Genomic DNA, 26,578 nt, shown 5'->3' on the forward strand with positions numbered 1-26,578 from the left:
TAATTATAACTTATCTAGGCTATTTTTCATACATTCTTATATGATCATTTTCCTACAATCTTATGTTAGCATTTATAATGAACTTCCCAATAATTCATGCTGTCGGTGTATATAGTTGGAAGTTCCATACTAAAGATGATGGTGAATGTATTATAAAAATATTATGGAAGGAAAAATATGTAGAAAAATATATTTTAGATGAATATAGTTTGTATGAAGTGCTTTGAGCTATAGATTAATTTATAATTTAAAATTCAATTTTTTATAAAGATTAATATCAAGAATATTAATTTGTTGCAAAGACTTACTTATAAAATTAAGATGTTATCCAAATTTAAATACATTGTAGTTTTTATTTTAATCTTATTAAAAATGCATAGCAAGATATAAATTAGGATTTAGTCATGTGGTAATATTTAAGATATACTTTCTCATTAAAGACAAGATACGTTAAATATAATAAATTTATTTTTGTGGAGTTGTCTTTTTATATGCTTGTGCGTCTTAATGAAAAAATTTTATCAAATTGAATGTAACTTTATGGTTATCAATACAAAAAAGGCGTATCTCATACAATATCTTATTTTAGTATATTATTAATCCACATTTTTGATTTATTGTGCATCATAACTATTAGAGAAATAGTTAAAGACTAATGTTTTTACATTAGTCTTTTTTATAAGGACAACTTTCTGCATCTGCTCCATCAGGACAATAACAATCACCAGTTAATGGACAGGACTCAACAACATCTTTTTTCTTAGGACACCAAAACATAATATTACCTCCTAAACGATTTTAAATGTATTTATAAAGTAAATTATATTCTATATAATAATACATATTGCATATTAATACAAACTTGTTTGGAACTATAGCTATAATGCATATACTATTTTAGGTGAGATCTTATTGGTTTGAACCTCAAAACAGTGATTTTTAACTCTTTTTATTTTCTTTGATCTACAATATTGCTTTTAGCTGTTTAAAATACGATAAAATGCAATTTGAAATAAAAATTGTATATTATGAACTACATTTTTATAAAACTTATATAAACAGACAATTTAGCTTAACAAAAATACGGTTTATAATATGATTTGTATCTATTTAGGGAAATGTATAGCAATACATATTTAAGGTGTTGGTAATACACAATATAGCTTCTTTATTGAGCAGATCATTAAATAAAATGTAAGTATAGTAACGATTAACTAAGATGCTCAAAAGAGAGGTAAATAGATATGTTGAATGACAATGATATAAATAGAATTGTTAATACAATTGTAACTAATATTAACCCAAATAAAATAATATTGTTTGGTTCTTATGCTTATGGAAAACCTAATGAGGACAGTGATTTAGACCTATTAATTATCAAGGATATGCTTATGGAAAAACATAAAAGAGGCAGAGAAATAAGAAAGTTTTTAAGGAGGATGAAAATTCCTATTGATTTATTGATATATACTAATAGTGAAATTGAAGTGTTAAAAAATCATAAATCTACATTTATATCTGAGATATTAGAGAATGGTAGGGTTTTGTACAATAAGCATAATTATTAAGATTTCAATTTAAAAATCATCATATTAGTCTAAAGTACAGCTTTCTTATATATGAATGCGAATTGTCAGAATATTCACCACATGGTCTAAAACATAAACCTATATATAGCATATAAAAGCTTTGATTTTAAATGGTAAATGTGATATAAAAATAACAATTATATGCAACGTGATACTATTAGTATATTAAGATTTAAGGGATATGTAATGTTAAAATTAAAGTTAATTACTGGTAAAACGTTATAGAACAGTTTAACTATATTTTTCTTCTTCTAATGTTTGTATAATGTAAAAAATACAAAAGAAGAAGGAGAAAATAAAAGTGGCATTAATATCAAAAGATAAAATAGATGAAGCGAGAAGTATAGACTTTAAAGAATTCTTAGAAAGAGAAGAAGGATTTAATTTCATTAAAGAAGGTACAAATTATTATAGGTGTAGAGAACATAGTTCACTAATTTTAAAATATAAAAATGGAATATTAACTTATTGTTGGACATCAATGCTACAAAAAGGTGATATTATACAATATGTTAAAGAAAACATTACAAATAATAACTTTAGAAAAGCTGTTGAGTATTTGTTAAATGGTTATTTTAAAGAGGCAAATTCTACAGAATATAAGCCTAAAATTATTAAAGGTGAAAAAAGTAATATAGAAATATGTTATGCCTGTAATATGAAAAGAGCATACGCCTATCTATGTAAAACAAGAGGAATAAATCCAAGCATTGTTAATGAACTAATAAGAAAGAAGCTTATTAGTCAGGATAATAGAAATAACTTGATTTTTAAATATCTTGATGAGAAAGGTACTGTTGTCGGAGCAGAACTGGTAGGAACTAATACTTTTAGGAGTTTTAAATCTGTTGAGAAGAATTCAGACGAAAACTATGGATTTAGTCTAAACAATGGTGATAGAATAGAAAAATTAATAGTTTTTGAAGCATCAATTGACCTTTTATCATTTCTTCAGATTAATTATGAGAGTATACAAGAGTCTCTGTTATTGGGGCTTGGTGGAGCTGAAAAAATCAAGAAAATTGATACCTATATAAAGCAGTATAAAGATATAAGAGAAATTATAATTTGTACAGATAATGATAGTGCTGGAGATAAGGCTTTTCATAAAATTAAAATGATTTATAGTAATAATTATAATATTGTAGATGGTAGAAGTTCGTTGAAAACTACCAATACAAAAGATTTCAATGAATTATTATTACAAAAGGCAATTTTGGCATAAGGAAAAGAAAATTAATAAAATGACTCAGTTCTAATAAGATAGACACTGGGTCTTTTTTATTTAAACAAAATAGCTTTTAAGCAGTAATAAAAAGTGATTGCCTATAAATTAATGCATTGGTAAATACCACTTTGTATTATTATAAGCATGTATTTATAAGCTGTTTTATTTTTTTCTTTTCTTATGCTTTTAAATTAATTTTTTATTATATAAAATGACTCAAACCTTATAGAGCATCTAAACTGTATAAACATTTTTAATTGAAATCTATAATTAAGTAAAAGTATCAATAATGATTTAACCGATGCGTTATAATACAAAAGTTTGAAATTATAAAAAACAAATATCTAAAGGTAATCGTTCGGTTTAGAAAGTTTGAGGAAGTTTATGAATAGTGATATTAAATATAATATAAAAAAAGCGCAAGAAACTATTGGAGTGGAAAACAGATATAAGCAATACTTTATTAATAATAAAGATAGTATAAGAGGCATGATGACTATTAATAGAGATGTTGATACTATAGATGAGGCTATAGAACTTATTAATAAAGTTGATTTTAGAAAAATTTTTGGATTAGATGTTTTATTAGAAGAGAGATTTATATGTGAATTTTTTTATATGGAGCATAAAATTTACATGGCTTTTAATTCAGAGTTTGAGGCAGATGAAGCAGTGAAAATAGAGGCTGAGAGATATTATGGTAGAGAAGTAAGTGTATCATCTTTTAATCGCTTTAATATGTTTGTTAGAGAAATTTTAATAAAGACTGAAAAAAGAGATGCATGGATAAGATACAATGATAGAAAAAATAAATATGTATATGTGATAGATAGCAAGATTAAAAATAATTATGTCATTTTTGATGTATTTGATTTGTATCAGATATTTATGCAGTGTGATATTAAGAGAGCTGTACAAGAATTATCTAATTTATTAGGAGTGAGAATTAAAAAAATTAATCAAAATAAAAAGAAATATGAAAAATGTAAGCAATTTATTATGAATTCTGAAACTAAAAATAGTTTCTCGGCAGTATATGAGCTTATAGGTGAGCATATTCCTAAATTAGTAGCGGTATTAGATGAAGGTATAGAGAAAATTTATTATCACTTAGAAAGTAAAGAAAATATGGTGTTCTCTTGTTCGATGCAATACCTTGCAGGTAGTATGAATAAAAGTAAAAGTACTATAAGCCCCATAATTAATACATTTGTTTTGCTTCATTTATTAGAGAAACAAGACATAAATAATGAAACATATTCAAAATGGAATAGAAATGATATAACGTATTTTTATATACCTCAATATAATGATGACTTGTTTGAAATTGCAAATAAATTGGCAGAAATAATGCTATATAGAGGAATGCGCATTACAGCAAGCTCTTTCTCATATAAAACATGTATAGAGAAATTTGGAGTGGAAGTAGCAAGTTCAATTTTTAAAGATAAAGTAATAAAAGCAAAATCAAATTAATATTGTTGGATTTTTTAATAGGTATCTCAAACTGAATAGAACACGTTAGTTATATTAAAAATGTTCATGATATGAGATGATTAAATTAATACTAAGTAAGAGGAGAAAATGAATTATATGGAAAAGAAACTTAATGATAAAAGATTAGAAATTAAAATAAAGCTAATATATGAATTTAATCTTGATAAAGAAATTGCAGATGAATTGATTAGAGATTATGGCATGAAAGTAGCAAATGTTATTATAAGTAAGCCATATATACTCGGTCGTTATTTAATTTCTATGAACTTAATAAAAGAGATAATAGAAAATAATAGTATAGATAAGAATGAGGATTATAAAAATATGATTATTATAGCGGCCGCAATCCTTTATGCAGTTGAGGATATAGTTCGTTTTGAAGGACATGTGTTTATTTATAAAAGTGATTTGAAAAGTAAATTTAAAGAATTAAATGAAGAGGTAGATGAGCAAAAATTAGAAAAGGCTTTAAATTTTTTAGAGACTAATAATGAAATTGTAAGAGAAACTGACAATGTTGGAAGGGAATGTGTATATCTTACAAGATTGTATAAGGCGGAAGTAGAACTTGCAGATATAATATTGGGTTTGGTGAAAAAAGGTAAATGTAAAAATAGTGCAACAGATAATGATAAAATTGAAAAATTTATTAGTATGTGTAATAGTTCGGTTATAAAGCTTAATAATAATCAAATTAAGGCTGTTCATACAGCTCTAAATAGTAGAATTAGTATAGTTTCAGGTATGGCTGGAACAGGGAAAAGTACAATTATAAAAACAATAATTGATGGATTTAAATATATGTTAAATTTATCAGAAAAACAGATATCTATTGTTTCTTATACGGGAAAATCTGTAAATGAAATAACTAAGAAAACAGGAATTAAAGGTAAAACTGTACATAGATTTTTGGGGATAGATTTGAATAATAAATATCATAGTATAAAAAAGGATGTACTTATTATTGATGAGTGTGGGCTAATTGGGCTTGAATTAATGACACAGTTGCTCTATAATGCTGTCAAAGAAAATCCAAATGTGAGAATTGTTATTATAGGAGATCCGTTCCAGCTTAGATCAATTGAAGCAGGATGTGTTTTAAAAGAATTACTAAAAAGTAAAGTTATCAAGGTGACGGAGTTAAAAGATGTTATTCGTCAAAGAAAAGATAGCTTGATAATTAATAATGCGTGTAAAGTAATCCATGGAATTCAGATAGATGGAAGAAAAAGTGGGATATGGCTTGATGAAAATGAGTTTCAGTTTTTAGAAGTAGGTAGAAGCAATATAAAGGCTAAAGTAATAGAAGTAGTAGATAAGTTACTTAGTAAAAGTATAAGTATTTGTGATATTCAGATTATATCCCCTACTAAAAAGGGCATCAATGGAATAGAGGAATTAAACAAGGAAATAGCCAATAGTGTTAATGGTATTTCTGGAAGAGATATTTATAAGTTTGGAATATTAGATATGGTAATGGTGACTGAGAATGATTATTCTAAAGAAGTATTTAATGGCCAAAAAGGAATTATTAAAAGAGTAGAAATAAATAATAATAGGATTGAGAATGTAACAGTTGATTTCAATGGTAAAGAAGCATTATTTGTAAATGATGAAATTTCATGTATAGAACTTGCATATGTTTTAACTGTACATAAAATGCAAGGAAGTGAGTCCAAAGTAGTAATAATTGTAGTAGATGAAGAACAGGAAATGATGTTGACAAGGGAATTATTGTATGTTGCAGTTACGCGTGGAATTGAACGTGTAATAATTATTGGAAACAAGAAAGCCTTTAATGAAGGGGTTAGAAGAGTAACAATGGAACGACAGTCATTGCTGGCAGAAAGAATAATAGAGATGAGTAATATAAATTAGAAAACACATTTAGAATAAGGTTATCTAATATTGATAGCCTTTGTTTTTGTGAATTTTTGCAGTATTGGACTGGTATACGATATGTGTAAAATAATGACACAGATAATAAGAAAAACTCTTTTTATGATGTATTTATGATATAATATAAAATGTATTTTTATAGTATTTTATGATAAAGGTGTGGTAAGCCACTATGAAAAATGAACTTAAATATAGTGCATCTTTAACAAGCGATGCATTTTTATACTATGAATTAAAGCAAGTGTTAAGATTAAAAAATGATGGCCTTTCAGATAGTGAAATAAGGAGTAAGATACTGGATGAAAATATCTTTCAGTATAAGTCAAAGGAGAGTTCTAAAAGGCTTGTTTCTTCGATTTTTAAAAGGGTAAAGGTATTGGATGATACACTTATAAAGATGCTTTTAGAAGAACCTATGGATACAGGTAAAATTATTAATTTATATGCAATTATGAAGACCAGTAGATTGTTTTATGATTTTATGAATGAAGTCGTAAGAGAAAAATTAGAATTTAATTATGAAATTTTAGAAAAGAAAGATATAAATATATTTTTTATAGGTAAAGCGGAACAAGATGAAATTGTTGCTGGATGGTCAGATACAACGACAAAGAAATTAAAACAAGTAATTTTAAAGATATTGTCAGAGACGGGATTATTAGAGGATATAAAAACTTGTAGACTTAATAGATTGATAATACCTACAGAGCTTAAGGCGTATATTATTGGAATAGGTGATAAGGAATATATTGAGGCTATGGGGGAACATGTACAGTAAGGAAGTGAAAAAGTTATGAATAAAGTATATGATAGACTTCAAAAGATTGTAGATAAAATAAAGTCAGAAAAGTTTATCAAGGGAAGTGGTCTTGGAAATGAAATTAGTTATTACATATTTGATTATGACCCTAAAGAAGAATTAGCAGTTAGACAATATATTAAGTATATTAAGAAAGAGCTAAATAAAGTAGATTCAAATAGAAAGGTTATTGAATTTGATTTATATAAGCTATTTATTGAGATTTTAAAAGAAGAAGATATTTTTGAACAAATTATTGACTTGGAAGAAAATGAAGGAAAAGATTATGTGATTAATGCAGTAACTCCATTTGTTACTGCTGAAATGTATGTCCAAAAGATAACAGAAAAATCTAAAGAATATGATGTTATCTTCTTAACAGGTATAGGAAAGATATATCCATTTATGCGTTCACATAATATTTTGAATAGCTTACAACAATTTTTAAGTAAAAAGCCAATAGTAGTATTTTATCCTGGGAAATATAGTGGACAGGATTTAACCTTATTTGGAAAATTTAAAGATGAAAACTATTATAGAGCATTTCCTTTAGTTTCAGATTAGTAAATTAATGGCGGGATGTCATAATCAACTCAAGTAGAGTTTTACATATATATGGAGGGGTTAGTATGAATGTTAGAGATATGTTTGTTAGAGACATTGAACGTGAAATTAGCGGAGTAGTTAAAGTAGCACAAACAGATGAAAATAAAATTTACCAAGAGTTAGATGAATATGTTGTTACGAAAGAAATATCAAGGCACTTGTCTAAATTTTATGATAATTACGGTAAAAGTATTGATGGTACTACAGATAAAATGGGGGTCTGGATTTCAGGATTTTTTGGGAGTGGTAAATCTCATTTACTTAAGATATTATCATATGCGTTAGATAATCAAAAGGTAAATGGAAAATATGCAATTGATTACTTCAATAATAAAGTAAACGACCCTATGTTACTTGCAGAAATGCAAAGGGATGCAAAGGTTGCTACAGAAACGATTCTTTTTAATATAGATTCTAAAAATCCAGTTAACAATAAAAGCAAAGAAGATGCTATTCTCAGAATATTTATAAAAGTATTTAATGAACATAGAGGGTTATGTGATGAAATTCCTGGAGTTGCAAATATGGAGCAACAATTAATGAAAGATGGAGTATATGAAGAATTTAAGCAGGAATTTTGTAAGTTAAGAGGTAAAGAGTGGTTACATAGAAGAAATGCATTCTTTTTAGATAGGGATTATGTAGCAAAGTCTATTTCAGCTGTCCTTAATATATCACTTGAGAGTGCTAATGAGTATGTAACAAAAGGTGTTACAGAGTACGAAGTCAGCATAGAAAAATTTGCTAAAGAGGTAAAAGAATATGTAGATAAAAAGGGAAATAACTTTCATTTGATTTTTCTTGTAGATGAAATTGGTCAGTATATTGGTGATAATTCTACATTGATGCTAAACCTTCAAACAGTCGCTGAGGACTTAGGCACATATTGTAACGGGAAAGTATGGATAATGGTAACTTCACAGGAAAGTATAGACTCATTATTTGATGTTAAAGGAAATGATTTTTCAAAAATACAAGGCAGGTTTGATACAAGATTAAGCTTATCATCAATCTCTGTTGATGAAGTAATCAAGAAACGTATTCTTGATAAAAAGCAAGATGTAATATATCTTCTAAAGGATTTATATAGAGAAAAAAGTGCTATACTTAAAAATCTTATAAGCTTTGATAGTGCAAGAAAAGATTTACTTGGTTATTCTGATGAAAAGGAATTTGCTGAGGTATATCCCTTTGTTCCTTATCAATTTAAGATTCTTCAAAATGTATTTGAAGAGGTAAGAAAGCATGGAAGCTCAGGAAAACATTTATCAGAAGGCGAAAGGTCAATGATTTCTGCCTATAAGGAATCTGTACTTAAATATGCTGATTATAGAGATGGAATTTTAATTCCTTTTCATGCTTTTTATGATACTATAGAAGAATTTTTAAATCCATCCATTTCAAGAGTTATAGAAAGAGCTTCGGAGAACCCAGCACTTAAAGAAAACCCTATTAATTTACAAATATTGAAAATATTATTCATGATTAAATATTTAAGTGATGAGATACCAGGCAATTTAGAAAATATTGCGACATTGATGGTAAATAGCATAGATGAAGATAAATTAGATTTAAAAGAAAAAATAAAGGAATCTTTAAGAAAACTTCAATCACAAACGCTTATTCAAAAGAATGGGGATAGTTATGTATTTCTTACCGATGATGAACAGGATATTAATAGGGAAATTAAGGAAGAAAAAATAGATGAAGATGCTCAAAAAAAAGAATTAGCAAGTTATATTTTTGGAGATTTATATGAAGAGACAAAATATAGATATTCAAAGGAATATTTATTTCCATTTAATAAAATTATGGATGATAAGCCATATAGTAATCAAACGAGTAATATGGGAATAAATATTCTTAGTCCATTATCAGATGACTTTTATAAGAGCGATAGTGAGCTTATTTCTATGTCATATTTAAATAAACAAATGATTATTAAACTTGGTGGTAGTGATAATTATATTAAAGAATTGATTGAAGTAATGCAAATAGAGTCTTATATTAAAAAGAAGAATGTAAGTTCTCTTACTGAAAATATACAAATTATTATTACAGCGAAGCAAGGAGAAATAAGATTAAGAAAATCAAGAATTAAAGAGCTATTAGAAGGTGCAATCTTACAAGCCATATTTTATGTTAATGGAGAAAAAGTTGATATAAAAGGTGCTTCTGCAAAGAATAAAATAAATTCTGGATTTAATGTACTTGTCAAAAGCGTGTTTAGTAAACTTGGATATATTAAATTTAATCTATCAAGTGAAAGTGAAATAGTATTATTGTTAAAAGATAACGTTGAACAATTAGGTTTTGATGCAGTAGAGCAATATAACAATGAATTAGCTGAGAAAGAAGTATTTGATTTTATATGTCTTCAAGAAGATAATCTTCAACAAATTAGAATGAAGATAATATTAAATAGATTTAAAGATACACCATATGGTTGGAATGAAATAGATATTTCTGGAGTAGTAGCAAAGTTATTTAAAGAGCAGAAGATAAAGTTAAGATTAAATGGAGAATTTTTAGAAATAGATAATCCTAATAAAATAGCTGATGCATTAACAAAAACAACAGAAATTGATAGAGTTATAATTAATAAAAAAATAAAGGTTGATGATACCCTTATTAGGATAGTTAAGAATATATGTTTAGATGTGTTTGGAAAAATTAATTTGCCTGATGATGAAGATGGATTAGCAAAATCTATTAAGGATAAGATAAATGAAAAAATCCATGAATTAAAATTATATATTAGCAAGTATGGGGATAAAAAATATCCAGGTAAAAGTTTGTTTGAAAAGGGTATTAAAGCATTTAATGAGATTATGGATAATAAAGACAACTTAAGTTTTTTTACAGCATTAAAAAACAGAGAAGATGAACTGCTTGATTGGGTAGAAGATGTTGCTTATGCTTATGCTTTCTTTGAAAATCAAATAAATATATTTGACAAAGGATTGGAAGTTTCTAATAGATGTCATGAAAATAAAGATTATCTTAATGAATATGTTGTACAAGAATTAAAAAGTTTGGATGATATTTTAAATAATCCTATACCATATAAGAAAATAAGAAATATTGTAGAGATAGCCGAAAATATAGAAAAAGGATTCAATATAATAATTGAAGAAAAGAAAGAAAATGCTGAGACAAAAATAAACACTGATTTTGAATATTGCTCATTAAAGTCAAGCCAATACGGGGTTAGTAATAGCACGGTAGAGAAAATTAAAACATTTTACGACAATTTACTTTTAAGAGTAAATGAATATGCTGATATATTTAAAATAGATGCATCTGTAACTCAAAGTAATAATAAAAAAGAGTATTATGAGAAACTTATAAATAAAGAGATAGAAGAATTTAAAAAGAAAGAAGAAGAGGAAACAAAAAAAGGTAATGTAGTAAATGAACCTCCAGCAGTAAAACATACACCAATACAAAAGCAAGTTGAAAAGATTAGAGTGTCAAAATTAGTTGATATTAGATTACTAAAAACTGAAAATGATGTTGAAATTTATATTAGAGAATTAAAAAATAAACTTAAAAAGATTATAGATGAAAATAAAGAAATTGAAATTGAATAGTTTATTTTAGTGTGAGGTTTAATATCTCCTACTAATTTATTTAATACAAAGAAGATAAATAGCATTAAATTTTATGTACATATTATAGGAGGCCAAGATGAATAAGGGCAAGTTGGAAAAATTTGCAGTTGATTCCAGAAGAGAATTAATTGCAAAAATAAAAATAAAAGCGATGCAGTATGGTATAGAAGAAGATAAAATTAAAAAATTTCAAGTTGTTAGTAATGATTCTATAATTATTAATGGTAAACCTTTAAGTAATGAAGAAAAAACGCAAAGAGAACAACTTTTACAAAAAATAAGTTATCTAAATGAAAAAGGAGAAGATGGGTACGAACAAATTGTAGAAGAAGTAACATATACTTGGTTTAATAGGTTTACGGCTCTTAGATTTATGGAGGTTAATAATTACCTTCCTACAAGAGTGAGAGCTTTATCTTCAGAAACTCCAGGAAATGTTGAGCCAGATTTAATTAAAGAAGCAAATAATGTAGACCTTCCAGTAGATAATCAAAAGATTTATGATATGAAATTAAATAATGATATTGAAGGACTATTTAAATATTTAATAATAGCTCAATGTAATGCTTTAAATAAATCTTTACCATTTATGTTTGAAAAAATAGGACATTATACAGAACTTTTATTCCCTGATGGATTATTAAATGATAATGCATTTATTAGAAATCTTACAAATACAGATATTATACCAGAAGAAGATTGGCAACAAGTTGAAATTATAGGCTGGTTGTATCAATATTATAATTCTGAGGAAAAAGATAGAGTTATTAAAGCAAAAAAGAAGTATAAAAAAGAGGAAATTCCTTTTGCAACTCAGCTATTTACGCCTGATTGGATAGTTAGATATATGGTTCAAAACACCTTGGGAAGGTATTGGATAGAGTCACATCCAGAGCATATTGATTTAAAGAAAAACTGGGAGTTCTATCTTGAAAATCCTAATTCAGAACCAGATTTTGAAGACAAGTTAGCACCGTATATAAATAAAGAACTAAAAGTTGAAGAAATAAAGTGCTTTGACCCTGCAATGGGTAGTGGGCACATACTTGTATATATGTTTGATGTTTTATATGAGATATATGAAAGATGTGGATATATGAGCAAAGAAATACCACAACTAATTATAGAGAATAATCTATATGGATTAGATATTGATGATAGAGCTTACCAACTTGCTTGTTTTGCAGTAATTATGAAAGGAATGAAGTACAATAATAGGTTGTTGAGAAGTATTCAGAGAGAAGCAGAAAGAACAGGTGGTGAAGGAATTAAACTTAATTTAGCTTCTATTCAGGAAACGAATAATTTAAATGATATGGATATAAAGTATATAGCAGGGAAGTCTTCAGGTGAGAATTATGATAAAGTAAAAGCCTTTATAGAACAGTTTAGAGATGCTAAGATTTATGGCTCATTGATAGAAGTAGAAGGATTTGATGAAGGATTTTTAAAGAATAGGTTAGATTATATAAAAAATAACCCTGTTGAAACGTTAGAAGATGAACCAATAAGGCTTAAAGTGAAAGAAATATTAGCTAAAATAATAAATCAAGCTAATATTATGATGAATATATATGACGTATTAGTTACAAATCCACCGTACATAGGGATAAAATACATGGATGATAATTTAAAAGAATTTGTTGGGAACAAATATACTCTTGCAAAATATGATTTGTTTTCCGTTTTTATGGAATACAGTTTTAATAAAACTAAAAAAACAGGGCAAGTGGGAATGATGACACCTTTTGTATGGATGTTTACTTTTTCATATAATGAATTAAGAAAATATATTATTGATAAAAAAGGCATAACATCTTTGGTTCAATTAGAATTTAACGCTTTTCCAGAAGCATGTGTGCAGGTATGCACTTTTACAATGAGAAATTATATTTTAGGAGGAACGGGAGAATATATAAGATTATCAAATTTTACTGGAAGTGATAATCAGCCTATAAAAACTTTAGAAGCAATTAAAAATCCAGCAGTGGATTATAGATATAGTGTTTATAATCAGCAATTTAAAAGAATTGAAGGAAATCCAATAGGATATTGGTTAAGTGAGAATGAAATAAAAGCATTTGAAGAAGGGATAAAATTAGAAGAAATAGGTGAACCAAAATCTGGACTAATGACAGGAAATAATGATGAATTTTTAAGACTTTGGTATGAAGTAGATTATAATAAAATAGGTTTTAACATGGAAAAGTTCGAGGATATAAATATTTATGCGAAAAAATGGTTTCCATATCATAAGGGTGGAGAATTTAGAAAGTGGTATGGTAATATTGAGTATTTAATAAATATGGAGAATGAAGGGTATGATATTAAACATTCAAAAAAGAATACTAATTATAGATTAAGGGATAAAAAACTGTATTTTAAAGAAGGATTAACTTGGTCAGATGTTAATTCAAGTTATTTTGGCGTAAGATACTCACCGAAGGGATTTCTTTTTGATATGAAAGGCTCCATGATATTTGTTGATAAAGACTATAATATTAAAGTCTTAATAGGTATATTATGTAGTAAAATAATTGCTGTATTAATTAAGGTATTAAATCCTACAATAAGTTTTCAAGTAAATGATATAAAAAGACTTCCAATTCTGAGATTAAAAGAAGATGTGGAAAAAGAAGTAGAAGAGTTAGTGAATAAAAATATTATGATAAGTAAAGATGATTGGGATTCATATGAAACATCATGGGATTTTAATTGTCATCCAATCATGAAAGCTTTTAACAGTTATAAGGAATGTAAATTAAGAAAATTAGTAGAAGTATGCCTTGGTAAGTTTGATTCAGACTTTAAGAATTTAAAGTTAAGTGAAGAAAGACTAAATGAGATATTTATAGAATTGTATGGATTGAAAAATGAAATAACACCAAATGTTGAAGATGAGTATATAACATTAAAAAGCAAATCTATAGAACAATTAATAAAAACATTTGTATCTTATGCAGTAGGGTGTATTTTTGGAAGATACTCTTTGAACCAAGATGGTCTCGTATATGCTGGAGGCAAGTTTGATACTTCAAAATATACTACATTTAAAGTTGATGAAGATAATATTATACCAATACTTTCAGATAGTTATTTTGAAGAAGACATAGTAACTAAATTTGTAGAATTTGTGAAGGTTACCTTTGGAGAAGAAACATTATCTGAAAATCTTGAATATATAGCAGAAACACTTGGAAAGAAGAGTAATGAAACTGCTAAAGAAACTATAAGAAGGTATTTCTTAACTGACTTCTATAAAGAACACTTGCAAACATATAAAAATAGACCAATATATTGGATGTTTACATCAGGAAAGCAAAGAGCTTTCAATTGTTTAATTTATATGCATAGATATGATAAAACTACTTTATCAAGAATTAGGACAGATTATTTACATGAACTACAAGATAGATTGGATACAGAGAAAAAGGCTTTAGTTGATGTTGTAGAGAGTAACTATTCTACTAAGGAAAAGCGTGAGGCAAAGAAAAAGCTTAATTCAATTGATAAGCAGATAGAAGAACTTAAGAAGTACGATGAAGTTCTTCACCATATGGCTGATATGCAGATTGAAATAGATTTAGATGATGGGGTAAAAGCTAATTATGAGAAGTTTAAAGGATTATTAGCAAAGATTAAATAATAGGCTATTTGTACCTACTATCTTAAATGATGGTAGGTATTTAACTTTGTTTAAAAAATAAAAAAATGATAATAATATTAATGTTACATTTACTATTGAGCATGAATATATTATAATGTACAGAGAGAGTAAACAATATGTTTACGAGGAGGTTTGATTATGAGTTTTTTTGAATCAGTAGGAAATAATATATTGGAAATATTAGAAGAAAAGAATATGACACAAAAACAATTGGCAGATGATATAGGAATATCAAAGCAAGTTATGACTAAGATAGTTAAAGGCCAAAAGGCTATTAATGCACTTGAAATAAAGAAAATTGCAGAAGTATTGAATGTTACAGTTGATAGACTTGTAACAGAGAAAGAAGCAGAAGTAAAAGAGCCAGTATTGATGTTTATGGGAAGCATAAATGATAACAATAAGGAGCAGTTTAAATTCTTAAATTCTGTTATTGGAGAAATAATCAGAATGGAGGAAGCATTAGATGAGTGCTAATAAAAATATTCTTGGAACGCTTGAAAAAGAGGAAATTGAAGATGTCCAAAGAATAGTTAATAGTAAATTAGGAGAATACAAGAAAACTAATCAAATAATAAAGGAAGATATATTCAAAATCCTTGAAATGAATTGCAAGGTTATATATTATCCTATAGAAGATGATGAAATATGTGGGTTTGTATATAATTTTAAGAATCATAAATTTGTATATATAAATTCCTATATCCCTTATGAAAAACAAATCTTTACGGCCGCACATGAGCTTTATCATATATGGTATTCAGATATAAGGGCAGGCGAATTGCTAAAAAGTGTAGTTCTTGAAGAAACAATAAATTTTAGAGATATAAAAATTGAAGATTTAAAGGCAAACAGATTTGGTGCTGAATTTTTAGTTCCTAAAGACGTTTTATTAAATGAATTGCAAATTAGAAAAATTGGTAAAAATCTTATAGGCTTAAGGGAAATAATAGAGCTTATGGATGTTTTTTTAGTTCCATACAAAACTTTAGTAAGAAGATTGTATGAGATAGAATATTTAACTAAAGATAAGTGCCTTGAGCTATTGAAAGAAGAAGATAGAAAAGAAGATGCAGGAGTTATATTATGGCAGAAAAGACTAAAATTATGTAAAAGGAATAATGAAAGAACTAAGGAAATAAAATTTGATGATATGCTTGATATGGCTTTAAGACTTTATGAAAAAAAACAGATTACTTATGACAAATTAAAATATATATTATCTTTATCAAACTGTACTCCAGAGGAATTTAATATTAGAGAAGAGAAAATTATATTGCCTTCAGAGGAAGAAATACTAAAAATTCTGGAGGAGGAATAATGAAAATTAAAAAGTTAATTATTGATGCAGATATATGTATTAAGATTGGGTGGATTAAAAATATTCCATTAATTGAAATGCTTATTCCAGCAATTGCAGAGAAGGCTTATATGCATAGATATGTGTATGAAGACGAAATTTTAACTCCTAAAAATGCAAAAATGCAAATTAATAATTTGATAAACGTAGGAATCATAGAAATTTTAGATGAAGAATGCTTAGGTGTTCTTGATAGAAAAATATATGAAGATACTAAAAATATTTTAAAATGGGCAATGATAGGTACGAAAGAAAAAGGCAAGAATTGGGGAGAAGTTCTTTCTCTTTCAATGGCAAAAGTGTTTGGAATACCTTATTTTATGTCTGACGAGAGAGAGCTTCAAGGAATTATTGATAGTTACCTTAGTACAGGAAGCAACGATGATATAAAGGTGATTAGAGTTAAAGATTTAATTGTTTGGATAAAAGATAATCCTGAGTGTGGTTTAAACAGAAAGTTAGCTAAAGTTCTATGGATAGGAACAGGAAAGAATAAGAAAGAGTTTGATGATTTCATTTGGAATACGCAGGTATAAATAATAAATCCAGATGTTTTAAGGAGATGAAAACATTATGGTAGATATAGATATTCTTAATTTACTAAAAAGTGAATTTAATAAACCATTGAAAAATGGAGAAAAGAGAAAAATTGTTTTTTGGAATGATTATGAAAAAGAATTTGAAGATACAATTAGTGAAATTAATATAGATGGAGTTAAAATACATAAATTAACAAATACAAACAATTTTGCGACTAAGTATCTTATAGAGGAAGAAGATACTGAATCTAATTTTTTAATATATAATACTTCAAAAGTTGAAGATGATAGAAAAAACTGGCTCTTAGACATAGCTTTATATTCAGAACAATTTTATGCAGATAGGGCTTCTTTAATAATGAAGGAGCTTGAAATAGATGTTAATTTAAGAAATACATTTAATGAGTATAAAGATTTTTTTAATGCAATAGAAAGAAGAAAAAAAATTGGTAAATTTGAGTTTAATATTGATACAGAAGAAAAATTAGAATTAGCTATTATGGGAGCATTATGCAATTCAAAAACTATAGAATTTGAAGAGATATTAAAGATTATATTGATGGAGTCTTTAGACGAGGATGAAAATAAATACTATATTAATTTTCAAAAATACAATATTGATAAAGCTTTTTGGAAATATGCAAAGATAAAGTATGGCTTTGATAAGGAAAATAAGACATTAAAAAAGCTACTGATTTATTTAATATCAACAGTGTTAGGAAGCTACATAAGTGAAGATAAACTAAGAAGAATAAGTGAATTTATTGGAAAGAACAAACCTAATTGTGTTATTTTCATAGACCATTTTGAAAATCACAGAACTGATTCTGCTAAATATGATTTGCTTTCAGAGGTTTATGAGAAGGAAGTTAATGTTACACAAATCATAGAGGACTTAGATATTGAAGACTTTAAAGATATAGATATACTAAAAATCTTTGATAGGGCAATAATTAAATATATAGTGAATAGTTTGGAAAATAAGATTGAGGATTATGATAGATTTATTGAAATTATAAGAGGAAGAAGAACCAAGCATTTTTATGAGCAATATGAGGGCGTTTATGAAGCCTTATTTAATGTTGTTGAAATGTATAAATTTTACAAGAAGTATAATAGCGGGATACCTCAAAGGGATAATGAAAAGTTATTTAAAGATTATATAGAGGAATACTATAAAATGGATACATTTTATAGAAAATTCTATTATTACTATGATATACAGCCCGAAAGTAATACAATTAATAAACTTAAACAGTTAGCTGAAAATATATATGTAAATTGGTATTTAGCTGAAGTTGGTACCAATTGGACTTATGCAATAGATGATGAGATGAAAAATGATTGGAGAATACCTGGAGTAGTAAATCAAAGGGATTTCTATAATACATATGTTAATCCAATGGTTTCTAAAGGTGAAAGGATTTTTGTAATTATATCTGATGCACTTAGATATGAAGTGGGAAATGAAATAGCTGAAAGACTTAATGAAGAAGTAATAAATTCTACTAATATAAATGCCATGTTATCTACTGTACCTTCAATTACTAAATTAGGAATGGCTTCATTACTTCCACATAATACAATAAGTTTAAGGGAAGATGGAAGAGTATTTATAGATGGTAAAGATAGCAGTGGAATAGATAATAGAAATACAATTTTAAACGATAATTTTGAAAACAGTAAAGCTTTTGATTATCAAAAACTTCCTAAGAGTAGTACTGAATTTCTTGAAGGATTAAAAGGATATAAGCTTATATATATATATCATAATACTATTGATGCTACAGCAGATAAAGGTGCTACTGAAATACAAACTTTTGAAGTGGTTCAAAAGGCAATTGATGAAATATTAGATTTAATACGCAAAATCAAGGATTGGTTAGGCGGTATTAACGTTATAGTCACATCTGACCATGGTTTTATATATCAAAGAGGGGACTTAGAAGAAAGTGATAAAATAACAAAAGAAGCAGTCCATGCAATTGATAAAAACAGAAGAAGTTTTATAACTAAAGAAAGTAAAGAAAGTGATAGTCTAATAAAAGTAGACATGAATTATATATTAAAGGATAGTAAATTTAATGCATATATGCCGAAGTCTAATATAAGATTTAAAGTTCAAGGAGAGGGTGCTAAATTTGTCCATGGAGGAACTACACTTCAAGAAACTGTAGTTCCAGTAGTATTGTTCAAAAATATTAGAAGTTCATACAAAAATAGTATTAAGGCTGATAAGGTTAAAGTTAAGTTAACTAATGAAGTTAAAAAAATAACAAATAGTTTATTTACTCTGAATTTCTTCCAAACAGAAAGAATTAGCGGAAAGATAATACCTGTAACCTTAGATATTTATATGATAGATGAGAATAAGAATATTATTTCAAATATAGAAACAATATTGGCGGATTTAAAAAGTGATAGACCAGAAGAACGAATGTTTAAAATTAGGCTAACATTAAAAGCTATGAATTATGATAAAAATAAGAAATATTATTTGATAGTTAAAGATAAGGAATCAGGAGATATCTTAGAAGAAATACCTTTTATTATTAGTTTGGGAATAGCAAATGATTTCGATTTTTAAATGAACAATTAAGATGTAATTGGGGAGGATATAAATGGATTCTGAAAGATCAAGTATTGATTTAGATAAAAAGCTTAATGAAGTCTTTCCAGGCAGAGTTGTTAGAAAAGATTTGACAAAATCAATTAAAGAAGGGGCTAATGTTCCTGTATATGTACTTGAATATCTACTTGGAATGTATTGTGCCACTGATGATGAAGAAAGCATTAATGAAGGAGTGGAAAGGGTAAAAAATATACTTGCTCAAAATTATGTAAGACCAGATGAAGCGGAAAAAGTTAAGTCAAGAATTAGAGAACTTGGTCAATATACGATAATTGATAAGATTAATGTAAAGCTGAACGAAAAAATTGATATATATGAAGCGGAATTTTCTAATCTTGGACTAAAGGGCGTTCCTATATCGCCTAATTATGTTAAAGAATTTGATAAACTTCTTCAAGGTGGAATATGGTGTATTTTAAAAATGAATTATTATTTTGATGAAGAAGTAAGAAATTCAAATCCTTTTAGCATTTCAAATTTGAAACCTATTCAAATGCCTAATATGGATATTAATGAAATATTTGATGGAAGAGAAAGTTTTACAAAGGAAGAATGGATAGATGTATTAATACGTTCTACAGGAATGGAATGTACACAGCTTGATAATAGTGTAAAATGGCATTTACTTGAAAGGCTTGTTCCATTAGTTGAGAATAATTATAATGTTTGTGAACTTGGACCAAGAGGAACAGGTAAGTCACATATATATAAAGAAATATCTCCGAACAGTATTCTTGTTTCTGGAGGTCAAACTACTGTTGCTAATCTTTTTTATAATATGTCATCGAGGAAAATTGGTTTAGTAGGTCTTTGGGATGCAGTTGTTTTTGATGAAGTAGCTGGAATAAAATTTAAGGATAAAGACGGAATACAGATGATGAAAGATTATATGGCTTCAGGATCCTTTGCAAGGGGCAAGGAAGAAAAAACTGCTTCAGCTTCTATGGTATTTGAAGGTAATATTAATCAAAGCTTAGATTCACTTATTAAAACTTCTCACCTTTTTGCACCGTTTCCAGAAGAAATGGCTAATGATTCAGCCTTCTTCGATAGAATGCATTTTTATATACCAGGCTGGGAAATCCCTAAAATGCGACCAGAATTTTTAACTGATAATTATGGATTTATTGTTGATTACATGGCAGAATTTTTTAGGGAAATGAGAAAACGCTCATTTTCGGATGCTATAGATAAATACTTTAAGCTTGGAAACAATCTAAATCAGAGAGATGTTATAGCTGTAAGAAAGACAGTATCAGGCCTCATAAAGCTTATATATCCTAATGGTCAGTTTACAAAAGAAGATTTAGAAGAGATATTAAAATATGCACTTGTAGGAAGAAGGAGAGTAAAGGAACAGCTTAAAAAAATAGGTGGTATGGAGTTTTATGATGTTCATTTCTCGTATATTGATAAAGAAAAAATGAATGAAGAGTTTGTATCTGTTCCAGAACAAGGTGGGGGCAAACTTATACCAGAAGGTTTTGGAAAGTCAGGACATGTATATGTTGTAGGTCATAGTGCTTCAGGGATGATTGGGGTATTTAAACTTGAAAATCAAGTGGTAAGTGGAAGTGGAAAGTTTGAAAAGTCAGGAGTAGGTTCTAATAGAGATGTAAAGGAAAGTTTAGATACTGCTTTTAGATATTTTACATCAAATTCTAAAAGTATTAGTAGCTCTATAAGTACAAAAACAAAGGATTATCTTATGCATATTAGTGATTTACAAGGCATAGGGGTAACTGATGAAATTGCTATTGCTGAACTTATAGGATTATGCTCAGGAGCTTTAGAAAAACCTGTTCAAGAAAGTCTTGCTGTATTAGGTAATATGACAGTGGGAGGTACTATAAGTAAAATAGAAGACTTTGCTAACTGTCTACAAGTTTGCGTTGATGCAGGAGCAAAAAGGGTACTTATACCAGCATCTTCTGTTGCTGATTTTCAAACAGTGCCATCAGATTTACTAATAAAAGTACAACCTATATTTTATTCTGATCCAATTGATGCTGTGTTTAAGGCATTGGGAGTAAATTAAATAAGGACGAGACTGTTACGTTAATAGTATAGGTTCTAATATAATACATTATTTTGATTGTTGAATAATGCATTATAGATAGCTTATTTTATGCAACAGTCTTATTGCTTTTTAATTAAAATAGCTCTTTAATTAATGAAATATCATCTTTTGTAAGTGCATTTTGTTTAACAGTTGAGGTATTATTTTCACTTTGAGTTTCAATAATTAATTGCTTGTCTTTTAATATATCATCAATAATCTTTTCAATTTCACTTCTAAGATCTTGACATTTAGTATTTGTATCAGTCATTTGGGTTTTTACAAGTTCACATATAAAATTACTTATATTGGGCTTGCTTTTCAAGTAATTATATACATCAGAATAATATTCACAAAAGCTAATAGATATTTTATTAGTTGCCATATTTTATCTCCAAAATATTTAAAAATGACAGGCAATTAGAGAATTGACTATCTTGCTCTATTATGGCAAGAGGATACTGCTTAAGTATATATTGTTTCAATAATAGTGATCCACCGCCAATAAATACTAATTTTGTATTGTTGAAGGTTAAGCCTCTGCTTCGAGCATAGTTAAATATTTCAGTTACATGCTTATTAATTAATTTTTCAATAATTTCTTTACTTTCTACTTTTTTTATGCCACACATATAAAGATCACCATTGTTTTTAAATACTTCTTCTACATCTGCATCTGTTATAAGAACGCCATATATAGATGTTAATGTTTCTGCAATTTTGGAACGTAAAACATTAATTCCTAAGTTTGCAACGTTCATTGTGTCGAGTTCTGGAACTAATCTATTAAACGTACAAAAGTTTACATTTAAAGAACCTATGTCTACAATGGTTGCTTTTTTTGTTCGAAAATCATCTGTTCTAATATATAAAGGACCTGTAGCCTCGGGAAGAATAAGGAGTGAGTTTATTTTAAATGCATATGCTGTCCCATTTATTTTTATGGAAACTGTTTCTCCATTATTTTGAATGAATTTTTTGTAATTTTCTTTTAGTATATTATTTTTGTACACATTTAAGGGCGCATTTATAGCTAAATTTATATTAGGTAAACCATGCATTAAGGCGTTAGTCTTATCTATGAATTGGCATATCGTATTGTATATGGACAATTTATGTTGAATTGTAGTCTTTGTTATTTGAAAATCACAAGAAGTTTCTGACACCATGTCTCCTATCAAGTATGATTTGCCTTTGAATTCTATTATGTATGTGTTTTTCGTTATATCTACACCTAAATCATCAATTTCTTGAATTTTTGTTCTAAAAATAACTTTTTCTATTTTTTCTCCTATTTTTATTATTCCTTTTGTTGAAGATTTTCCTGAGTCTATAGCTATATTCGTTAATATTTCTTTCATCATTTGTTTCCTCCATATATTATTATATTTAAGTATTTTTATATAATATACAGTAGCAATAAGAAATATTACGAAAATATAGTATTAAACATGTTTGAGGAAGGCGAAGAAGTAGGAAAAAGTAAGAGTTACTACTTAGAATTACGATTAATTGTATTGCTTATGTTGGATGAGTAAATATGTAACTATTTATAGTTTAAAACATGAAAAGTTTATATATGTTTTAAACTAAGCTTTTTTATTCTTCATAAAGTCAATTAAACTCTATGAAATTTGCAGTTAAAGTCATAGAGTTTAATTTAGCTATTTAAAATTATTTTGCTGAGAAATTATCGCTCATGAATACAATTGGCGAGATATTATAATATTCACACAAAGTTTTTACTGTTGCAAAGCTTGGATTTGTGCGTTCGCCATTTTCTAATCGGTTAATGTAAGAAGTTGATAAGTTAGTATCATTTTCAACTTTTTTTAAAGTTAAGCCATTTTTAATGCGTAGTTTTTTGATTTTTTCACCAAATGTTATTTTAGACACGTCCTTTCTGATTAAATTCTTTTAGAATACCTAATTTTTAAGTTATTTATATATTATATGTGCTTGATTATAATTTTTTCAAACTATAAAGTTAAAGAGCTGTTGTAAATTATAATTTACAAATAGTTATATATAAAACTATAATTAATGAATTATAAAATTTTCAATATATATTATTTAACGAAAGTTGTAAAATATAATTTACAGCATAAGTAATTTAATGATAATGCAGGAATAAAAATTACATAATATCCAATTATTCCATAGTTTATTAAAAAAATATATTGAGAAAATATCATTAAACATAAATAAGAAAGGAAGAGTTTTAAATGAAACTTGCAAAAGAATTAAAGAATACTATGGAATGTGATTATTTGGATAAGGAAGGGGGATTGCGTAATCTGTTAACGATATTAAATAGAGATTATAAATTTTCTGATAATCAATTAGCACTAATTACTAAAATGGATTATAATGATATATATAAATTAAGAACTGGTAAGTTGCAGGACGTTTATCCACAAATTATAAAAAAGATATCACATAATTTAAATATTAATGTTGAACTTTTACTAAGCAATTCAGATTATTACAATAAAATGAAACATATATGCAGAGTTATTTTCGCTTCATCTGGTCAATTTGAATACATATGTGAATTTGCTGAAGGAGAACAGTTATGGAGAGACAATAAATGTGGCTTTTGTTTTATTAGAAAGGCAAAATATTTTAGATTAGACAATTGTGAAAATTTTTGTAAGGCATGTAACATAATGTCCTCGAATAAAAGTTGTGAAGCTGATTTTCTTGACAGTATAAAAGGATTAACAACTAAATTTTCTAACGTATATTTTGTAGTACAGTCTACACATCCAGAACTAAGAAGCCAGAAAACAGAACCTGGAAAAAAATCTAAAAAACTTATTACTGATATGGAAGTATATATAAAAATACAAAGAAATTTTATACCTATAATTGCAATTGAGACTAATGAGAATAACCATACCAGTTATTTTGCCAATCAGGATAATTTATACGACAATTACAAAAGAAAAAGAGAGTTTTTTAATAATTTAAAAGTTACTTTCTTGGAGATCCCTTATGTATATAATAAAGGAAGTTTGCCTTTAACTAATTTTAGACCAGAAGTTTTAGAAAATATAATTTTTAAAGAATTGAAAATTCATGGTTTAAACGCTTAAGGTTTTTGTGATGTTAAAGTTGTATATAAAGCTGGCAAAATTGGGTGTTGATATTTTTTAATATATCAATTAAAAAAATAGATATATAAAACAAACTGAATATTATTTTGAATTGAAGGAAACTATTGTATTAAATAATATATGTAATATTTAATACAATAGTTCCAAATGAATAAAATGTACAATGAATACAGAGCAGTTTTATATAAGATTAGCAATTTCATCAGTATCATTAAAATTTAAATGGGTATATTGTTCTAAAACCTCTAAGCTTATTCCAACATATCTTTGAATTTTACTTAGTGATACATTGTTTCTAATCATATTGGTTATAAAAGTATGTCTAAAACTATGACCTGTTATTTGTTTTCCAGTTTCGGAGAGAAGACCATAAGTGTATTTGTTTATTATTTTGTTATAGGGAGTTGTTGATATACTAAATACTTTGTCATTTAAGCTGTTAGAAAATGAGGAAATTCTAAAATGTTGTTCTAACGCCTTTACAGCATTATCGCTTATTCTAACTGTGTCAAAGTTACAGTTTTTAGGTCTCCAAATATTCATAGTTTTGTTAGAAAAATTAAAGTCGCTCCATTTTAAATATAAAACTTCACTCCTGCGAAGACCGTGATTTAGTATATGAATTAAAGCTATATCTCTATATTTATTTTTACTCTTATCGTTTTCAACTCTTTGTAAGATCAAGTTTTTTACTTCCTGTGATATAACCCCATTTCTAATTTCAGATATTTTTAATTTTTTTTCTCTTCGTTGATTTCCGAATTTATCGGTATTAAGTTTTTTGATTATATCCTCATTTATATAATCAAATCGGTGCATTATCCTAAGATAAGTTCTTAGGCAATTATATTTTCTACATGTAGAGCTGAAACAATAGTTTTTATTAAGATATTCTTTAAATAGTTCTAAATGAAAGTATCTTATATCGCTGACATATCTTATTTTATTACTTAGTTCTTGTTGTATAAATTTATAAAATATTTTAATATCAGTTGAATAGCTTACTATTGTTTGTTTAGCTTTACCCTCTACTTGTAAGCTTTTTATAAAAATATCTATACTTTGTTTTATCGTAATGCTAAAATTTTTAGTCAAAATTATTCCTCCTTATTAAAGCATAATTTTTATATTTTAACTATGCTTTAGAGGAGCAACATACATTAAATCGATAAAGTGTGTGTGTTCTCAAAAATAAAATAAAAATTTATAGTTTTCATAACTGCTTCTGTAGATAATTGTACTATTTAATTCTAACATATTGATGTAATAACATAAATACGAGTTAATTGGAATGTTTTACATGATAAGTAAAAAATGAATTATATAGTTACTGAGTAATAAGTATATTTTTATCTGAGAGATAATTTAGGCTGTATTTTTGATATAATTATCACGTTATAAGTTATTAGAGGTGATATAATTTGTTTTATGATAAAATTTTAAGAAAATGGATTGAAAGTGATAATGTAGAAGATTTGCTGAATAAATTTTTACCTAAATTTGTGTACTGTTCTTTAAGATTGGATAATATTAATACAACATTTGAAAATATTAAGATTAATAAGGTGGATAAAGCTGTTAAAAGTTACATGGATTTTTGCAGTAGTGTTTTAAAATTAGATTCTAATATAGAAGTTAATGCTAATGATGCTTTGCAGTCGGTTAGTCGTTTCTATTGTTCATCGTATTATTTTTTAGGTGGGCGAATATCAAGGATGTTAGTTAATCATGCTCTTATAGCTAATAATCTTCCACCAATTATATTTTTTTATAATGATAAAGAAGAGCATGATTTATCATTACATAACATTGAGAAAATGGTTGGATTTTTGGATAAGCAAGCATATAAAACATGGGTGAAGGATTATAATATGAAGTCAAAAACTTTAAATTATTTTTTGGATAAGTAATTAAAAAAGTAAAACGTTTAATTTTAGAAAAAATAGATCTATATAGAGGAATTTTTAAAC

General features: G+C 26.9%; 20 protein-coding genes. 16 read left to right on the plus strand and 4 right to left on the minus strand.

Annotated elements, in window-relative coordinates:
* Window positions 1-62 precede the first annotated feature (62 nt).
* From LQK79_RS11160 to brxL, 14 genes are all read left to right on the plus strand, one after another.
* The gene (locus tag LQK79_RS11160) at window positions 63-227 is read left to right on the plus strand and encodes a hypothetical protein (RefSeq protein ID WP_231016607.1); all 165 of its coding nucleotides are present in this window, start codon (window positions 63-65) and stop codon (window positions 225-227) included.
* 1,017 nt (window positions 228-1,244) lie between these two features.
* The gene (locus LQK79_RS11165) at window positions 1,245-1,568 is read left to right on the plus strand and encodes a nucleotidyltransferase domain-containing protein (protein ID WP_231016608.1); all 324 of its coding nucleotides are present in this window, start codon (window positions 1,245-1,247) and stop codon (window positions 1,566-1,568) included.
* 322 nt (window positions 1,569-1,890) lie between these two features.
* Entirely contained in the window at window positions 1,891-2,814 is a 924-nt protein-coding gene (locus LQK79_RS21075) for a DUF3991 and TOPRIM domain-containing protein (protein WP_231016609.1), read from the plus strand.
* Window positions 2,815-3,201: 387 nt separating this feature from the next.
* Window positions 3,202-4,293, plus strand: coding sequence for a hypothetical protein (locus tag LQK79_RS11175; RefSeq protein WP_231016610.1), 1,092 nt, complete (start codon window positions 3,202-3,204; stop codon window positions 4,291-4,293).
* Window positions 4,294-4,410: 117 nt separating this feature from the next.
* Entirely contained in the window at window positions 4,411-6,192 is a 1,782-nt protein-coding gene (locus tag LQK79_RS11180; protein ID WP_231016611.1) for an ATP-dependent DNA helicase, read from the plus strand.
* Window positions 6,193-6,385: 193 nt separating this feature from the next.
* Complete coding sequence (locus LQK79_RS11185) at window positions 6,386-6,991, plus strand: DUF1819 family protein (RefSeq protein WP_231016612.1); 606 nt, start codon at window positions 6,386-6,388, stop codon at window positions 6,989-6,991.
* A gap of 15 nt (window positions 6,992-7,006) precedes the next feature.
* Window positions 7,007-7,576, plus strand: a complete 570-nt coding sequence (locus LQK79_RS11190; RefSeq protein ID WP_231016613.1) for a DUF1788 domain-containing protein — start codon at window positions 7,007-7,009, stop codon at window positions 7,574-7,576.
* A gap of 65 nt (window positions 7,577-7,641) precedes the next feature.
* Complete coding sequence (gene brxC / locus LQK79_RS11195; RefSeq protein WP_231016614.1) at window positions 7,642-11,211, plus strand: BREX system P-loop protein BrxC; 3,570 nt, start codon at window positions 7,642-7,644, stop codon at window positions 11,209-11,211.
* Window positions 11,212-11,308: 97 nt separating this feature from the next.
* On the plus strand, window positions 11,309-14,878 hold the full coding sequence (pglX, locus tag LQK79_RS11200) for a BREX-1 system adenine-specific DNA-methyltransferase PglX (RefSeq protein ID WP_231016615.1): 3,570 nt from the start codon (window positions 11,309-11,311) through the stop codon (window positions 14,876-14,878).
* A gap of 159 nt (window positions 14,879-15,037) precedes the next feature.
* The gene (locus tag LQK79_RS11205; protein ID WP_231016616.1) at window positions 15,038-15,376 is read left to right on the plus strand and encodes a helix-turn-helix domain-containing protein; all 339 of its coding nucleotides are present in this window, start codon (window positions 15,038-15,040) and stop codon (window positions 15,374-15,376) included.
* Window positions 15,366-16,220 carry an ImmA/IrrE family metallo-endopeptidase gene (locus tag LQK79_RS11210; protein ID WP_231016617.1) on the plus strand — a complete coding sequence of 285 codons (855 nt, stop codon included), beginning with the start codon at window positions 15,366-15,368 and terminating at the stop codon, window positions 16,218-16,220. The genes LQK79_RS11205 and LQK79_RS11210 overlap by 11 nt, the downstream gene beginning before the upstream one ends.
* On the plus strand, window positions 16,220-16,795 hold the full coding sequence (locus LQK79_RS11215; protein WP_231016618.1) for a hypothetical protein: 576 nt from the start codon (window positions 16,220-16,222) through the stop codon (window positions 16,793-16,795). The genes LQK79_RS11210 and LQK79_RS11215 overlap by 1 nt, the downstream gene beginning before the upstream one ends.
* A gap of 37 nt (window positions 16,796-16,832) precedes the next feature.
* Window positions 16,833-19,385, plus strand: coding sequence for a BREX-1 system phosphatase PglZ type A (pglZ, locus tag LQK79_RS11220; protein ID WP_231016619.1), 2,553 nt, complete (start codon window positions 16,833-16,835; stop codon window positions 19,383-19,385).
* A 34-nt stretch (window positions 19,386-19,419) separates the two neighbouring features.
* Window positions 19,420-21,468: a protease Lon-related BREX system protein BrxL gene (brxL, locus tag LQK79_RS11225; protein WP_231016620.1), complete on the plus strand. Its 2,049-nt coding sequence runs from the start codon at window positions 19,420-19,422 to the stop codon at window positions 21,466-21,468.
* Between the two features lie 115 nt (window positions 21,469-21,583).
* Here the strand turns inward: brxL and LQK79_RS11230 are convergent, their stop codons facing one another.
* The 3 genes from LQK79_RS11230 to LQK79_RS11240 all read right to left on the minus strand — a co-directional run bounded on the left by LQK79_RS11230 (window position 21,584) and on the right by LQK79_RS11240 (window position 23,385).
* Window positions 21,584-21,874, minus strand: coding sequence for a hypothetical protein (locus tag LQK79_RS11230; protein ID WP_231016621.1), 291 nt, complete (start codon window positions 21,872-21,874; stop codon window positions 21,584-21,586).
* Window positions 21,864-22,850 carry a ParM/StbA family protein gene (locus LQK79_RS11235; protein ID WP_231016622.1) on the minus strand — a complete coding sequence of 329 codons (987 nt, stop codon included), beginning with the start codon at window positions 22,848-22,850 and terminating at the stop codon, window positions 21,864-21,866. Before LQK79_RS11235 ends, LQK79_RS11230 begins: the two co-directional genes overlap by 11 nt.
* 313 nt (window positions 22,851-23,163) lie before the next feature.
* On the minus strand, window positions 23,164-23,385 hold the full coding sequence (locus LQK79_RS11240) for a helix-turn-helix domain-containing protein (protein ID WP_231016623.1): 222 nt from the start codon (window positions 23,383-23,385) through the stop codon (window positions 23,164-23,166).
* A 329-nt stretch (window positions 23,386-23,714) separates the two neighbouring features.
* On the opposite strand from LQK79_RS11240, the gene LQK79_RS11245 reads away from it, so the two are divergent.
* On the plus strand, window positions 23,715-24,587 hold the full coding sequence (locus tag LQK79_RS11245) for a hypothetical protein (RefSeq protein WP_231016624.1): 873 nt from the start codon (window positions 23,715-23,717) through the stop codon (window positions 24,585-24,587).
* Between the two features lie 201 nt (window positions 24,588-24,788).
* Here LQK79_RS11245 and LQK79_RS11250 read toward each other — a convergent pair whose 3' ends face one another.
* On the minus strand, window positions 24,789-25,703 hold the full coding sequence (locus LQK79_RS11250) for a tyrosine-type recombinase/integrase (RefSeq protein ID WP_231016625.1): 915 nt from the start codon (window positions 25,701-25,703) through the stop codon (window positions 24,789-24,791).
* Between the two features lie 326 nt (window positions 25,704-26,029).
* Between LQK79_RS11250 and LQK79_RS11255 the strand changes: the two genes are divergently transcribed.
* Entirely contained in the window at window positions 26,030-26,518 is a 489-nt protein-coding gene (locus LQK79_RS11255) for a hypothetical protein (RefSeq protein WP_231016626.1), read from the plus strand.
* Window positions 26,519-26,578: the final 60 nt, after the last annotated feature.

It is taken from the genome of Clostridium guangxiense (genome assembly GCF_021043395.1).
GTDB classification, from domain to species: Bacteria; Bacillota; Clostridia; order Clostridiales; family Clostridiaceae; genus Clostridium_S; species Clostridium_S guangxiense.